Origin of the sequence: Streptomyces atratus, from assembly GCF_014648655.1 — a bacterium.
GTDB lineage: Bacteria > Actinomycetota > Actinomycetes > Streptomycetales > Streptomycetaceae > Streptomyces > Streptomyces atratus.
This window is the reverse complement of record NZ_BMRN01000014.1, coordinates 138,689-153,871: the sequence shown is the minus strand read 5'-3', so window position 1 is coordinate 153,871 and position 15,183 is coordinate 138,689. Positions and strand designations below refer to the sequence as shown.

8 protein-coding genes are annotated in these 15,183 nt (G+C 71.4%); 4 read left to right on the top strand and 4 right to left on the bottom strand.

Going from position 1 to position 15,183, the window contains the following annotated elements:
* Nucleotides 1-30 precede the first annotated feature (30 nt).
* The 3 genes from IEZ15_RS23390 to IEZ15_RS23380 form a co-directional block, all read right to left on the bottom strand.
* Complete coding sequence (locus tag IEZ15_RS23390; protein WP_189279210.1) at nucleotides 31-1,791, bottom strand: serine/threonine-protein kinase; 1,761 nt, start codon at nucleotides 1,789-1,791, stop codon at nucleotides 31-33.
* Between the two features lie 99 nt (nucleotides 1,792-1,890).
* A complete protein-coding gene (locus IEZ15_RS23385) occupies nucleotides 1,891-2,679 on the bottom strand; it encodes an ABC transporter ATP-binding protein (protein ID WP_189279209.1) in 789 nt (262 codons plus the stop codon).
* Entirely contained in the window at nucleotides 2,672-3,613 is a 942-nt protein-coding gene (locus IEZ15_RS23380; RefSeq protein ID WP_229846059.1) for an ABC transporter permease, read from the bottom strand. Before IEZ15_RS23380 ends, IEZ15_RS23385 begins: the two co-directional genes overlap by 8 nt.
* A gap of 128 nt (nucleotides 3,614-3,741) precedes the next feature.
* Here IEZ15_RS23380 and IEZ15_RS23375 point away from each other — a divergent pair, with 128 nt between their 5' ends.
* A complete protein-coding gene (locus IEZ15_RS23375; protein ID WP_114244827.1) occupies nucleotides 3,742-4,356 on the top strand; it encodes a TetR/AcrR family transcriptional regulator in 615 nt (204 codons plus the stop codon).
* Nucleotides 4,357-4,359: 3 nt separating this feature from the next.
* Here the strand turns inward: IEZ15_RS23375 and IEZ15_RS23370 are convergent, their stop codons facing one another.
* Complete coding sequence (locus IEZ15_RS23370; protein WP_189279207.1) at nucleotides 4,360-7,908, bottom strand: bifunctional glycosyltransferase/CDP-glycerol:glycerophosphate glycerophosphotransferase; 3,549 nt, start codon at nucleotides 7,906-7,908, stop codon at nucleotides 4,360-4,362.
* 101 nt (nucleotides 7,909-8,009) lie between these two features.
* Here IEZ15_RS23370 and IEZ15_RS23365 point away from each other — a divergent pair, with 101 nt between their 5' ends.
* The 3 genes from IEZ15_RS23365 to IEZ15_RS23355 all read left to right on the top strand — a co-directional run bounded on the left by IEZ15_RS23365 (nucleotide 8,010) and on the right by IEZ15_RS23355 (nucleotide 15,160).
* Complete coding sequence (locus IEZ15_RS23365; protein ID WP_189279206.1) at nucleotides 8,010-10,034, top strand: bifunctional glycosyltransferase/CDP-glycerol:glycerophosphate glycerophosphotransferase; 2,025 nt, start codon at nucleotides 8,010-8,012, stop codon at nucleotides 10,032-10,034.
* A 114-nt stretch (nucleotides 10,035-10,148) separates the two neighbouring features.
* Entirely contained in the window at nucleotides 10,149-13,703 is a 3,555-nt protein-coding gene (locus IEZ15_RS23360) for a bifunctional glycosyltransferase/CDP-glycerol:glycerophosphate glycerophosphotransferase (protein ID WP_189279233.1), read from the top strand.
* 269 nt (nucleotides 13,704-13,972) lie between these two features.
* Complete coding sequence (locus IEZ15_RS23355; RefSeq protein WP_229846058.1) at nucleotides 13,973-15,160, top strand: glycosyltransferase family protein; 1,188 nt, start codon at nucleotides 13,973-13,975, stop codon at nucleotides 15,158-15,160.
* Nucleotides 15,161-15,183 lie beyond the last annotated feature (23 nt).

The following is a 15,183-nucleotide window of genomic DNA, read 5'->3' as shown; positions in this document are numbered from 1 at the left end:
CCGCCCCCAATCGCCGGACGGGCTCGGTATTCACTGCTGCCACAGGGTGAGTTCGGTGAAGTAGTCCGGCAGGTCGTTGGTGGCGCGCTTCTCCACCTTGGTGATCTTCAGCATGGCGAGATTGCCGTCGGACGTCACCGTGCAGAGGCGGGTGCCCACCGGCAGGGTCTGGCCGCGCTGGAGCTCCTTCTCTCTGATCTCGGACGGCAGCACGTCGGACTGCGAGCCCTGCAGGCACTGTTCGGGGGCCGGCCCGGTGCTCTTGCCCATCGGTGTGCGGAATTCCCAGCTGCCGCCCGACACCTCGCTCAGCTGCAGCTCGTCGTCCCCGTCGGTGAATTCGTCGGGGCCCGCGACCCGCGGCTCGTCGAGATCGACTCCGATGACGTTCGGCTCGGCGGGTGCCCGCAGCGCGAACGGGCGGTCCTGGAAAATCGCCTTGTAGCTGCTCTGCTGCGCGGATGATCCGGGCGAGGCGGAGTTCGACGATTTCGGATCGGGCTGCGGGGACGAGGGCCGGTTGCTGCGCGAGCTGTCGGCGTGCGAGGCGTCGCCGCCCTTGTCGTTGCCGCGGGTGGCGATCACCCACGTTCCCGCGACCAGCAGCAGCGCCGCCCCGGCGGCCGCCGCGATCCGCACCGGCCCGCGGGACTTCGAGGCGGGTGCCGTCGCCGGTGCCGGGCCGGGCGCGGGCGGCGGCGGGGTGGGGATGTACGCGGGTGGCCGGGGCATGGTCGGCCGGTCGGACGTCGGCAGGGTCGCCGCGTATCCGGCCTGTGCGCCCGGCGGCACCGGGTCGGCCGGGACGGTGGTGCCTGCCCCCGAAGGGCCCGTGCCCGGCGGGTACGTGGGTACCGTCGCCGGGTTCGCCGGCTGCGGGGGCCGGTGCGAGGCCTGCTCCCGGCGGGCGATCTCCGCAGCGAGCGGTTCCGGCAGCCAGCCGTCGGATTCGCGCAGCGGCCGGCCCGCCGACTGCTCGCACAGGGCGGCGAGTTCGGTGGGCATGAAGCGTGCCCCCGGATCGGCGGCCAGGCAGCGTTCCAGCAGCGGGCGCAGCTCCTGCGGATAGCCGTCAAGACGGGGCGGCCGGTGCTCGGTGTTGGCGATCTGGGCGGCGACGGTCATCGCCCCGCCCGTCCCGTACGGATGGCGGCCGGTCGCCGCGAGGGCCGCGATCAGGCCGAGCGAGAAGACATCGGTGGGCGGTCCGACCTGCTCGCCGAGCGCATGCTCGGGCGACATGAACTGCGGGGTTCCGACCAGCCCGCCGCTGCGCGTGAGCTGGGTGGCGTCGGCGGCGCGGGCGATCCCGAAGTCGATGACGTACGGACCCGTCGCCCCGAGCAGGATGTTGCCGGGCTTCAGATCGCGGTGGACGACCCCGGCCGCGTGGATGGCGGCGAGCGCCTGCGCCGTACAGCCGATGAGCCGGAAGACCGTGGGCAACGGCAGTGGGCCGTATGCCTCCAACGCCGACTGGAGAGCCATGCCGGGTACGAACACCGAGGCGAGCCAGGGCTGTTGGCCGGAGGTGTCGTTGTCGACGACCGGCACCAGGTGATAGCCCTGGACCCGCCGGGCAGCCTGCACCTCCTGCTCGAACCGGAGACGGAATTCGGGATCGTCGCCGAACTCACGGCGGATCAGCTTCAGCGCGACGGCCTGGCCGCCCCGGGTGTGCGAGAGATAGACCGTGCCCATCCCGCCCTCGCCCACCCGGCCCCGCAGGAGGTAACCGGAGATCTCCTGCGGATCGTCCGCCCGCAGCGGTCCCGGTACGCCGTCCTGCATGTGTCCCCCTGAGCGGTATCCGGACAACCCCGTTGTGCGGCACGGGAGTTTATCGCCCCGGCCGTTCCGGCCGCTCTCCCCGGTCCGCCGCCCGCGCCGCTACTTCTTGCCGGTGAACTTCTCGTACTCGGCCACGACCTCGTGCGCCGGGCCGTCCATCCGCAGCGTCCCCGCCTCCAGCCAGATCGCCCGGTCGCAGGTCTCGGTGATCGACTTGTTGCTGTGGCTGACCAGGAAGACCGTGCCGGCCTCCTTGCGCAGCTCCTTGATCCGTTCCTTGCTGCGTCGCTGGAACCTGGCGTCGCCGGTGGACAGCGCCTCGTCGATCAGGAGGACGTCATGGCTCTTGGCGGCCGCGATCGAGAAGCGCAGCCGCGCGCCCATTCCGGAGGAGTACGTCCGCATCGGCAGGGTGATGAAGTCGCCCTTCTCGTTGATGCCGGAGAAGTCGACGATCCCCTGGTAGCGCTCGCGGATCTGGGCCCGGGTCATTCCCATGGCGAGGCCGCCGAGCACGACGTTGCGCTCGCCGGTCAGATCGCTCATCAGCGCCGCGTTCACCCCGAGCAGCGAGGGCTGGCCCTGGGTGTGCACCCGGCCCTTCGTCGCGGGCAGCAGACCGGCGATCGCCTTCAGCAGCGTCGACTTCCCCGAGCCGTTGGAACCGATCAGGCCGATGGCCTCGCCCTTGTACGCGGCGAAGCTCACCCCCTTCACGGCGTGCACTTCGCGCACCCCGGGGGTCTGCCGGCGCGAGACGATCCGGCTGAGTGCCGAGGTGGCGCTGCCCTTGCCGGTACGGGCGCCATTGACCTTGTACGTGATGTGCACGTCGTCCACGACGACGGTCGGTACCCGCTCGTTGTAGTCAGTCACGTTGTCAGCCACGTCCGTACCGCTCCTCCGCCTGCCAGAAGTACACGAATCCGCCCACGCCGCACACGAGCGCCCAGCCCCCGGCGATCGCCCACACATGCGGCGGCAGATGGGACGCGCCGAAGCTGTCGATGAGCGCGAACCGCATCAGGTCGATGAAGACGGCCGCCGGATTGCACTCCAGCATCACCATCACGAAGTGCGGAACCCGGTCGCCCTTGAGCATCGTGTCCACACTCCACATGACGCCCGAGGCGTACATCCAGGTGCGCAGGATGAACGGCATCAACTGGGCGATGTCCGGCGTCCGGGCGGCCAGCCGTGCCACCACCATGGAGACACCGGTGTTGAACACCGCCTGGAGGAACAGCGCCGGAATCGCCAGCAGCCAGGACGGCCTGGGAAACTGCCCGAACCCCACCAGGATCATCACCAGCGCGCCCAGCGAGAACAGCAGCTGCTGGAGCTGCTGCAGGGCCAGCGCGATCGGCAGCGAGGCGCGCGGGAAGTGCAGGGCCCGGACCAGGCCCAGGTTGCCGCTGATCGCACGGGTGCCCGCGGTGATCGAGCTGGCGGTGAAGGTCCAGATGAACACGCCGGTGACGAGGAACGGCACGAAGTCCTCGACGTTGCGCTTCGTGTTCAACAGGACGCCGAAGATGAAGTAGTAGACCGTCGCGTTCAGGAGCGGGGTCATGATCTGCCAGATCTGGCCGAGCTTCGCCTGGCTGTACTGGGCGGTCAGCTTGGCGGTGGCGAACGCCGTGATGAAGTGCCGTCGCCCCCACAGCTGCCGGACGTACGCGCCCAGCGTGGGCCGGGCCCCGCTCATGGTCAGTCCGTGCCGGGCGGCGAGCGCGGCGAGCTCACCCGGTGCGTACACCGGCAGGGGTGTGCCGGCAGGGGTGTCGGCCGGGGCCGCTGGTGTTGTTGTCTGGCTCACCACGATCGCTTTCGACGGGAGGGCAGGAACACGAAGACCGACGGGACGGAACCGTATCGTCGCAACGCCGAGGGTAGGGCGCATTCACGTCGCAACGCAACCGTTTCGTCGTTACGGACTATGATTCGGCCATGACCACCGACCCGGGAACCCGCCGCCGTGTCCCCGCCGGAGCCGCTGTGCTGCGCGAGGACGTCACCGATGCGATTCGCAGCGCCGTCTTCGAGGAGCTGGCTGCGGTGGGCTTCGCCAGGATGTCGATCGAGGGCATCGCCCGGCGTGCGGGCGTCGGCAAGACCGCCGTCTACCGCCGCTGGAAGTCCAAGCTGGCCCTGGTCCTCGACCTGGTCTCCGCCGTCGCCGTCCAGGGCATGCCGGCCCCGGCGACCGGTTCGCTGTACGGGGATGTCCGCGCCGTACTGGAACTCGCCTCCTACGCCCTGCGCCACCCCGTCGCCTCGCAGGTCATCCCGGACCTGCTGGTCGAGGCTGCCCGCAGTCCGGAGATCTCCGAGACGATCAAGGCCGCCCTGCTGGACCCGCAGCAGGGCATCGCCGCCGTCGTCGTACGCGACGCCGTGGCGCGCGGCGAGCTGCCCGAGGACAGCGACCCGGACCGTGCGCTGGACCTGATCGTCGGCCCGCTCTACTGGCGGCTCGCAGTCGTCCGCACCCCGCTGCCCAAGGGCTACCTCGACGACCTGGCGGCATCCGCCGTCGCCGCACTCAAGAACCGAGCCGGGTAGGTACTACCCCTCGGCGAGCAGCCGGTCCGCGACCCGCGCCGCCGCCCCGCCGTCGTCCAGGTCGCAGAAGTCCCGACGGAAACTCTCGTACGCCTCCGCGTGCCGGGCCGCCGACGCGGTCAGGGCGCCGGCATCGCGCAGGACCCCGGCGATCTCGTCCGTGCCGACGAGCAGCGGCCCCGGCGCCCGGGTCTCGAAGTCCAGACAGAAACCGCGCACCGTGTCGCGGTAGTGCTCCAGGTCGTAGGTGTGGAAGAGCATCGGACGGCCCGTGTGCGCGTAGTCGAACATCAGCCCCGAATAGTCCGTGACCAGTACATCGGCGATCAGTAGCAGCTCCGCGGTGTCCGGGTGGGCCGACACATCGCGTACGCCGTGTCCCCCGGGCACGCTCCCGGTCACCTGTGGATGGCGCCGTACCAGCACGGTGTGGCCGTCGCCGAGGGAGTGCGCCAGCGCTGCCAGGTCGAGCGCCGGATCCCAGCGGTAGCGGGGCCGCTCGCCCCCGGTGCCGGACGGGTGGGCCAGCTGGTCACGGTAGGTCGGCGCGTACAGCACGACCCGGCGGCCCTCCGGGATGCCGAGCCTGCGCCGTACCCGCTCGGCGGTCTTGGCCCGGTCGGCCGAGAAGAGCAGATCGTTGGCGGGGGAACCCGCCTCCAGGACCTCGCCCCGGTAGCCGAGAGCGCGACGCAGCAGCGGGGTGGAATGGCGGCTGGGAGAGACCAGGACGGACCACTGGGCCGCCCGGCGCGGCAGCGAGGCGAGCTGGTGGTGGTCGGCGTACAGGGTGCCGCCCAGATCCGTGCCGAAGCGGCCGAGGGGGGTGCCGTGCCAGGTCTGTACGACGGTCTGGCCGGGCCGCCGCTCGAACCACTCGGGCAGCTGGTCGGCGGTGACGATCCGGCGGGACCGCGCCAGCGCCTCGTACCAGGCGGCACTGTGCTCGATGACCGGGACTGCGGCGGACGGGATGTGTCCGTGGAGCCCGTCGGTGACCCAGAGGTGCTCCGACTCCACGCCCCGGCGCAGGAGTTCGGCGTGGACGGCGCGCGGTGAGGCGCCGCCCGTGTAGAGGACGGCGTCCCGCAGCGGCAGCGCCCGCCGGGCCGGATAGTGCGTGCCGCGCAGTTCGGCCCGGCGGTACGCGCCCCGCTCGGCGACCGCGAGTACCGGTCCGGCCTGCACGGTCAGCCGGTCGCCGAACCTGCGGTCCAGGGCGAACTCCCGGCCGGGTGCGGGGGCCGTGGAGTCCGCCTCCGTGCGGCGGAGCGGCAGACGGGCGGTGAGTGCGGTCAGCACACGGACCGGCCGGCCGCCCAGATACGCGTCCCAGCGGCCCTCGTGCAGCCCTGCGGCCACCGAGGGCGCGAGGAACGCGGTGAAGCGGCGCCCCTCGTAAGCCCCCTCGTAAGCCCCTTCGGGCGCCCCTGCGCGTGCTTCCCCGTACGTTGCCGCGCGCGGCTCCTCATGTGTGACGGGGGCCGTCACCGTCTCGCGCAGTGCCTCGTGCCGCAGTACGAGGTGGGCCGGGCCTTCGTCCTCCCGTACGCCCGTTCCGGCGCCGGTCACCCCCTCCACCCGCAGCGCACCGTCCGACGTCCACGCCGCCCCGTCCACGAACGGCTGCCCGCTCAGGTCCAGCACCAGCTCGCCCGCCGCATCGGCCACGACCGGCGGCGCCGCCTCCGGGGCCGCGGCCAGCGGCACCCTCGACCCGTCCGCCAGCACCAGCCGCGCCCGCCACCGCCCGCCGGGTTCCGGCTCGACCTCGCGGGGCGCCCGGTGCGGTGCCTGTGGTGCGGCCGCCATCCCGGCGAGGTCGGTGAGCGGAATCCGTACCGTGAAACGGTCGCCCGCCAGGCACTCGACCGGGTGGCCGAACTCCTGGTCCGCCACCCCTTCGCAGGTCAGCACCAGGGCCTTCGGCCGGGCGCCCCCGTACAGCCGGCCGGTCAACTCCAGCTCCTCGCCGATGCGACGGTCCTCGCACCGGGCCGGCAGCTGCGCCAGGGTCAGCCTCAGCCGCCCGTCCAGGTAGTCGAGCACCGCCCGCCGCCCCTCGCCCAGGTCATGGACGAGCGGCTGTACGGACCCCGCCTCCACGGCCCGCACGGCCACCCGGCGGACCGTGCCAGGAGCGGCCACCATCATGCCCACCAGCCAGCCGCCGGGCCGCAGCCGACGCGGGTCGAGAGTCAGCTCGAAACCCGCGTGGTCGTAACTGTGCAACTGCTGACCGGAGTTGATGGTCGCCTCGGGTGCGGGAACGTTCCGTACCGGCACCGTCCGCAGATGCTGGCGGCGGGTCGCGCGCACCATGCCCACCTTCAGCGAGTGGCGCGGAGCCGCGGCCGGCAGATTGCGGATGTACGCGTAACCGCGCAGCAGCAGCTTCCCGTCGTCGCCCCACTGAGCCTCCAACAGCCGTGCCACGGCCGGGAGATCGGTACGGGCGAGGCGGGTGCTGTCCGGAATGCCGGGGAAACCGGCCTGCCGCCGCCCCGGCACGCCGCCGACCATGAACGTCCCGGCGCCGTTGTCCCGTTCGAAGGCGAGCACGGCCAGCAGCTCCGCAAGCCTGCGCTCCTTCACCAGCTGCCACTTGATCCGCAGCTCCACCGGCAGTTCATGGGCCACTGCCCGGCCCGACCTGGCCGCCCCGTCCATCCGTTCCATCCGGTCCAGGAACGCCCCCGCGTCCGCCATGAACGCATCCCGGTACTCGGGCCCGCCCATCGCGAGCCCCTCCAGGAAGTACACGAAGTCGTCGCGCAGGCACGAGAGGTCGTAGCGGCGCCGCGCACCGCCGTTCGCCACCCCGCCCCGGCCCGCCAGGAACGCGCTGACCTGCTCGCACGCCGAGATCCGGTCCCGTACGCCCTGCACATCCGTACGCCGTCGGGTGATCGACCCCTCCCGGACCCGCCAGTAGTAGACATGCTTGTGCAGCACATCGACCGAGCCCGCGAGGAAGTGCGCCGGGATCATCACCGGGGTGTCCTCGTAGAGCTTCCCCTCCGGGAAGGCGAAGGCGTGCCGGTCCCAGAAGGAGCGCCGGAACACCTTGTTCCAGGCGACCCGGTCGGCGAGCAGTCGCGGATCGCGGCTGATGTGGGTGCGGGCCCGGGTGGTGGTCAGCCAGCGGTACTGCCAGGCCTGCTGCCGCCCCTGCTCGTTCAGCCGCCACACATTGCCGGTCGCGAGGTCGGAGCCGGTCGACTCCAGTGACGCCAGCATCTGTTCGTAGGCGTCGTGGACGACGATGTCGTCGCTGTCGACGAACGCCAGATACGGCACGTCCGCCGTGGTGTGCCGCACGCCGGTGTTGCGGGCCGCGCTCAGCCCCGCGTTGGACTGACGGACGTAGTGGAAGCGGCGGTCGCGGGCGGCGAACGCCCTGGCGAGGGCCGCGCTGCCGTCCGTCGAACCGTCGTCGACGAGGACCACCTCGATGTCGGAGACCGACTGTTCGGCCACCGACCGCAGGCAGTCCTCCAGATAGTCCTCGACGTTGTGGACCGGGACGACGACACTGAGGCGCGGCTTCATGCCAGGTCAACCGGGGCGGACGCGCCTGGTCACCGGCACTGCCCCGAACGGGTGAACACGCGATTCGGTGCGCGGTGGGTGCGCGATTACGCTCGGCTGCCATGCTCCTCAGTGTTGTCGTGCCCGTCCACCGCGTTCAGGGATATCTCAGGGCGAGCCTGGAGTCCGTGCTGGGCCAGGGCCCCGGTGAACCGGAGCTTCTCGTCGTCGACGACGGGTCGAGGGACGGCAGCGCCGAGATCGCCGCCGAGTTCGCGGCGCGCGACCCGAGGGTCAGGGTGATCACCCTCGCCGAGCACCGCGGGGCGGGTCCGGCCCGCAACGCCGGGGCGGCAGAGGCACGGGGGCGGTTTCTCCTCTTCCTCGACGGCGACGACCTGCTGCGACCGGGCGCCCTGGAAGCGATCACCGGCCGGCTGGCCGAGAGCGAACCGGACGTACTCCTCCTCGGACACGACCGCATCGACTGGTGGGGGGACGTCTCGCCCGCGGCACCCGTCATCCCGTCCCCGGCGTCCGTTGCCGAGGGCTTCTCCACCGCCGTCCCGCGCCTCTTCCGCCGCGCCTTCTGGACCGCGCACGGTCTCCACTTCACCGACGGCCCCTATGAGGACGTCCTCCCCGTCCACCGCGCCACCCTCCTGGCCTCCGGCGCCGGCACGCTCGACACCCTCGACCGGATCTGTGTCCGCCACCGCATCCGCCGCACCGGCGCCTTCGCCACCACCCCGGGACGCCACCACTTCGCGATCCTCGACGCATACGAACGGCTGCTCGCCGAGACGGACCACGACCCACGGATCCGGGCGGCGCGCATCCACCACCTGCGTGCCGTCGTCGCCGACCCCGGCCGGATCGCCCCCGAGGACCGCGCCGCCTTCCACCGCGCCGCAGCCCTCCCCGGCAACTACGCCGCCCACCGCGCCCGGGAAGCCGCACGCACCGGCCGCACCCGCACCCTGGCCGCCCTGCGCCACCGCAAGAAGACGCTCCGGGCCCGCGTCATGCGCGCCGCCTACCGCGCGGATCTGCTCCGCCCCCTGGACCCCGACCTCGCCGTGTACGGGGCCTATTGGAACCGGGGCGTCGCCTGCAACCCGGCCGCGATCCATGCCAAGGCCCTCGAACTCGCCCCGCACATCCGGGGCGTCTGGGTCGTCTCCTCCCGTCACCGCGACCGCATGCCGCCCGGCATCCCCTACGTCATCGAGGGCTCCCGCGCCTACTGGCGGGCGATGGCCACCGCCACGTACCTGATCAACAACTCCAGCTTCCCCGGCGGCTTCACCAAACGTCCCGGCCAGCGCTATCTCCAGACCCACCACGGCACCCCGCTGAAGACCATGGGTCTGGACCAGCGCGTCTACCCGGCCCTCACCAATGGCATCAGCTTCGAGAAGATCGTCGCCCACGCCGACCAGTGGGACTTCTCCCTCTCCGCCAACCCGCACACCACCGAGATCTGGGACCGGGTCTACCCGTCCGGCTACGAGCATCTGAACCTCGGCTACCCGCGCAACGACATCTTCTTCACCGCAACCCCCGAGCAGACCGCCGCGATCCGGCAGCGCCTCTCCCTCGCCCCGGACCGGACGGTGCTGCTGTACGCGCCCACCCACCGCGACTACCGCAAGGGCTTCGTCCCCCACCTCGACCTGGAACGACTCGCCCGCGAACTCGGACCGGACTACGTCGTGCTGGTCCGGGCGCACTACTTCTACGGGCGCTCGACGCAGCTGGACGGCGCCCGGGTGGTGGACGTGACGGCATATCCGTCCGTCGAGGAACTCTGCCTGGTCTCCGACGCGTTGATCACCGACTACTCGTCGCTGATGTTCGACTACGCGTGCCTGGACCGCCCGATCATCAGCCACGCCCCGGACTGGGCCGCCTACCGGGCCTCGCGCGGCACCTACTTCGATCTGCTGTCCGGACGCCCCGGCGACACCCCGGGCGCGGTCGCCACCGATGAGGACGAGCTGCTGGAAGTGTTCAGGACGGGCGAATGGTGCTCGGCGCGGACGGCGGAGCTGCGGGCGGCGTTCCGGGAACGCTTCTGCCCGTACGACGACGGACACGCGGCCGAGCGCGTGGTGCGGCGGCTGTTCCTGAGCGACAGAGAGTAAGCGCGGCGCAGCCGATGTCACCCGTTCGGGAAAGACCGCAACCGGTGACCCCGGGCCCCGCACGGGGTTGAGCCATACGGACAACCAGGCCCCCGATGAACGGACGTGCTCAACATGCCGCCACGGCTCAGTGTCGTCGTACCCGTCCACAACGTCGAGCTCTATCTGACGGACTGCCTGAAGTCCCTCGCGGAGCAGACCATGGCCGACCTGGAGGTGGTGATGGTCGACGACGGGTCCACCGACAACAGCGCGGCCCTGGCCGCCGAGTTCGCCGGACAGGACGGCCGGTTCCGGCTGGTGAGCCAGGAGAACGGCGGACTCGGGCACGCCCGCAACACCGGGGTCCGCCACTGCGACCCGGGCGCCCGCCATCTCGCTTTCGTCGACAGCGACGACGTGCTCCCGCCCCGCGCGTACGAACTTCTCGTCGGCGCCCTGGACGAGACCGGCTCGGACATCGCGTCCGGCAATGTGCTGCGGCTGCGGGCCTCCGGAAAGCTCCAGCAGTCGCCCAACTTCCGCAAGCCCATGGCGACGACCCGGCTGCGCACCCACATCTCCCGCGACTGGGACCTCGCCGCCGACCGGATCGCCTGCAACAAGGTCTTCCGCCGGTCCTTCTGGGACGAGCACGCCTTCGCCTTCCCGGTCGGCGCCCTCTACGAGGACATCCCGGTCGTCCTGCCCGCCCACTTCCTGGCCCGCTCCGTCGATGTGCTGAAGGACGCCGTCTACCACTGGCGCGACCGGGCGGGCTCGATCACCACCCGCCGCGCCGTCGTCCGCGGTATCCAGGACCGGGCCTCGCACGTGCTGGGCGTCTCCACGTTCCTCGACGAGCACCGCGGCGCCGCCGACAAACGGCAGTACGAGGCACACGTCCTCGCCAACGACCTCTGGTACTTCATGGAGGCGCTGCCCGACGGCGACGAGGAGTACCGGCGCGCCTTCCTCACCTACGCGAACGAGTTCACCGACCAGGTCGACCCGGCCGTCCTCGACGCGCTCCCGCTGCGACTGCGCCTGATGTGGCACCTCGTGCGCGAACGGCGGACCGATGAACTGCTGGCCCTGCTCGCCTTCGACAAGGCCGAGCCGGGAGCGTTCGCGGTACGGGGCGTGCGGCGCCGCAGCGCATCCTTCCCCGCCCTCATCCGGCCGGTGCCGCGCTCGGTGCTGCGGGTCACCGACCGGGATCTGCCGCTCACCGCCCGGCTGCAGGACGCCTGCTGGCGGGGCGGCAAGCTGCACCTCAAGGGGTACGCGTACATCCGGAATCTGCCCGCCACCACGCGCGGCACCGAGTTCCGGGCCGGCTGGCTGCGGGCGGGGCGACGGCATGTGCTGCCGCTCCGGCTGCGCACGGTCGTCGAACCCGAGGCCACCGCCCGGTCCCGGCAGAGCCTGCACGACTACGACCGCTCCGGCTTCGAGACCGTCATCGACCCGACGAGGCTCCGCATCGATGCGGCCGGCAGCCTCGAACGGCTCACCTGGCACCTGGAGATCGGCATTGCCGGGCACGGCATGCTGCGCCGCTCCGACCTCTCGACGAGCGAGGCGGCCGCACCGCCGCCCGTCCACCGGCCCGATGGCGACCACCGGATCGTGCCCGCCTTCGAGAACGACAGGCTCGTGCTGCACGCCGAGCGGATCGATGCCCGCTTCGAGACGCACCGCGCGGGCGGCACGGGCACCGTGGTGATCCACGGGATGATCCGTGACCGTCTCGGCAAGGGACCGCTGCGCCTCGCACTCACCCACCGGCCCTCCAGTACCTCCTTCGACTGTCCGGTGACCGTGCACGAGGGGGCCGTGCCCTCGGCGGCGGGGTGGCGGCGCTTCACAGCCGATGTCCCGCTCGGCGCCTTCGCCGACGCCCGGCAGGGAGCGGGGGAGGGGGAGGCGTCCGCACAGCTGCCGTACAGTCTGCAACTCGTCGGCCCGGACGGGCGCAGGACACCGATCGATGTGCCGGGGCCCGTACTGCCGGGCCGTTACCCACTGGGCAGGGACGGCGACCAGCGGCGCGAACTCGGTCTGACCGCAAGCTCCCGCGGCAATCTGCTGATCAGCGACCGCACCGTACAGCCCGCCGTCGACCTGGCGACCTGGACGGAGGACGGACAGCTCCTCCTGGAGGGCACCTTCCCCGACGACCCGGAGCGGCCCGTCGAGTTGGTGGCCCGGCACAGCGGGCACGGCGAGGAGGCCGTCTTCCCCCTCGCCTCCTCCGGGGCCGTCCAGGAGCGGCGGTTCAGGGCCGCGCTCCGGCCGGACGCCGTCGAGGGACCCGGAGGGAAACTGCCGCTGGGCCAGGGCCATTGGTACCTCTTCCTCCGCGAGAAGGGTGCGAGGGACGACGCGTACGACGCCCCGCTGCGCATCCCCGCCGCGGCCCACCGCACCCTGCCCGCCGCCCGCACCCTCGCGGGCCGGCAGTACCTCATCGAAAGGCGCTTCCATGACCAGCTGCTGATCAACTGCGCATCGGTGCTCACCGCCGCGGAACGCGGTGCGCGCGGCAGGCGGCTGCTGCGCGAGGCATACCGGGGCCTGCGCATGGCACCCCTGCGCGACACCGTGCTGTACAGCAGCTTCGACGGCCGCCAGTACTCCGACTCGCCGCGTGCGATCCATGAGGAAGTGGCGCGGCGGGGCGCCGAGTTGGGGCATCTGTGGGTGGTGTGCGACCAGCAGGCCCGTATCCCGGTGGGAGCAGCGGCCGTCGAGCACGGCTCCGCCGCCTGGCACGAGGCGCTGGCCCGCAGCCGTCACATCGTCACCAACACCCAGCTGCCGGAGTGGTTCGAGCGGCGCGAGGGCCAGTGCGTCGTCCAGACCTGGCACGGCACCCCCCTCAAGCGCATCGGTCTCGACCTCGCGGGCACCGCCCAGGCCAATGCCGCCTATATCGCCACCATCGAGCGGCGCGCCCGGCAGTGGAGCGTCCTGGTCTCCCCGAACCGCTTCTCCACCCCCGTCCTGCGGCGCTCGTTCGGCTACCGGGGCGAGGTCCTGGAATGCGGCTACCCCCGCAACGACCTGTTCCACGCCTCGGACCGCACCAAGGTCGCCGCGGCGGCACGGGAGCGGCTCGGCATCCCCGAGGGAAAGCGGGTCGTGCTGTACGCGCCGACCTGGCGCGAGGACCGGCCGCGGAGCGGCGGCCGCTACGCCCTCGACCTGCAGCTCGACCTGGCCGCCGCCGAACGCGAACTCGGTGCGGACACCGTCCTGTTGGTCCGCCGCCACTATCTGGTCACCGACCGCCTCCCGGACAGCGGCAGCGGCTTCGTCCGTGACGTCTCGCGCTACGGGGACGTCGGAGAGCTGATGCTGATCAGCGACGCGCTGGTCACCGACTACTCCTCGCTGATGTTCGACTTCGCCCAGACCGGCCGCCCGATGCTCTTCCACACCTACGATCTGGCGCACTACCGCGACATCCTGCGCGGCTTCTGCTTCGACTTCGAGGCCCGCGCCCCCGGCCCCCTGATCCCCGGCTCCGCCGGACTCATCGAGGCGCTGCGCGACCCGGAGCGGGCCACCAGGGGACACGCGCAGGCGTACGAGGCATTTCGCCGGGACTTCTGCGACCTGGACGACGGACACGCGGCGGCGGGGGTGGTCGACCGGATGCTCCAGGTCCTTGACCGGCCCTGATCCGCCGGACCGCGGTCCGTGCGGCCCGGCCGGTCCCGGTGCCGGCCGGGCAGGGGCGCCGAGACCACCGCACCCCGCCTGAACCATTCGGGTGATTCAGGGATTCGGACGTTTGCGCAGACACGCAGTGCATCGAAGTCGCGAGCCGTGCAAGGCGTCCAAGCGTGGTCATCGGTGCGTTGCTCAGCGTCTTCGGGTTGCTACGTTCTGTTTTCATGGGTATCCGAATGCGATGCGAAACCTGGGACGTACGACGGGCAAGAGCGGTGGTGCTCATCGCTGCGGCCGTCGGCCTCCTCACCCGAATGCTGATCGCGGCGAATATGTCCGGCCCGGCCGACGTGCGGATCTTTCAAGGTTTCGCAGAAGCCATCGTGCGGTACGGCCCCATTCGGATTTACGAACAGCCGCTTCCGGGACTGCCCGTCTACAACCATCCGCCACTGGCCGGCTGGATGCTTCTCGGTCTGCATGAACTCTCCGAACTCGGAATTCCTTTCGGAACGTTGATCAGGTCACCCGCCTCGATCGCCGACTTCTTCTGCGCTCTCCTCGTGTTCGAAATCGTGCGCCGGCGCAGCTCCACCGGTACGGCGGTCGCCTGCGGTGTGGGCGTGGCCGTCAGCCCCGTACTGATCGCCACCTCCGGCTATCACGGCAACACCGACGCGGTCGCCATCACGTTCGCCCTGGCCGCCGCCCATCTGCTCGCGGACCGGAAGGCGCCGCTGGCCGCCGGGGTGTGTGCCCTGCTCTCGATCAGTGTCAAGTTCGTCCCGGTGGTGGTGATCCCGGCGCTGTTCGTCGTCGCGCTGCGCTCGGGCCGGCCGGCGCTCATCCGTTTCACCGCCGGGTTCACCGTCCTCGTCGCCCTCGTCTGGGGACCGGCCCTGGTGACTGTGCCGCAGAGCCTCAAGGAGAACGTCCTGGAGTACGCGGGCGGCAGCTACCGGCTCTGGGGCCTCGTCCGGTTCGCCGATGCGCTCAGCCTGCCGCAGTCCTTCATCACCTTCATCCACGGCGAGGGGCATTTGCTCTTCGTGCTGGCCTGCGTGGCGGTCGGGGTCTGGCTCGCCTGGCTGCGGCCCGCGCAGCTGCCCGGTGTCGTCGCCGTCACGATGGGCCTCCTGCTGCTGCTCTCCACCGCGTCCGCCCTGCAGTACCTGACCTGGGCGGCCGCCGGGCTGTTCGTCATCGGGTTCTGGGAAGGCGCCGCGTACAGCTGTCTGCTCGGCCTGACGGCGGTCCTCGGTTACCAGGGACGTTCCGCCGTGCACTGGAGCGAAACGGTGCTGCATCTGGGCGAGGCCGGCTGGTTCGTCCTCGCCGCCGGCCTCGTCAGCGGAGTCCGCAAGATCCTTGCCGCGCAGCCGGCCGGACCCCCGCAATCCCCCGCCGAGCAGACCTCGGTCCCGGCGCCCTGCACCCCGCGGCCCACCGGTTCCCCCGTCAACTGACCGCCCCTCCCGAGCACCGAGCA

Excerpts from the sequence above, each read along its gene's own strand:
- IEZ15_RS23390 (WP_189279210.1), bottom strand. The coding sequence starts at position 1,791 with ATGCAGGACGGCGTACCGGGACCGCTGCGGGCGGACGATCCGCAGGAG.
- IEZ15_RS23365 (WP_189279206.1), top strand. The coding sequence starts at position 8,010 with ATGCTCCTCAGTGTTGTCGTGCCCGTCCACCGCGTTCAGGGATATCTC.
- IEZ15_RS23360 (WP_189279233.1), top strand. The coding sequence starts at position 10,149 with ATGCCGCCACGGCTCAGTGTCGTCGTACCCGTCCACAACGTCGAGCTC.
- IEZ15_RS23375 (WP_114244827.1), top strand. The coding sequence starts at position 3,742 with ATGACCACCGACCCGGGAACCCGCCGCCGTGTCCCCGCCGGAGCCGCT.
- IEZ15_RS23370 (WP_189279207.1), bottom strand. The coding sequence starts at position 7,908 with ATGAAGCCGCGCCTCAGTGTCGTCGTCCCGGTCCACAACGTCGAGGAC.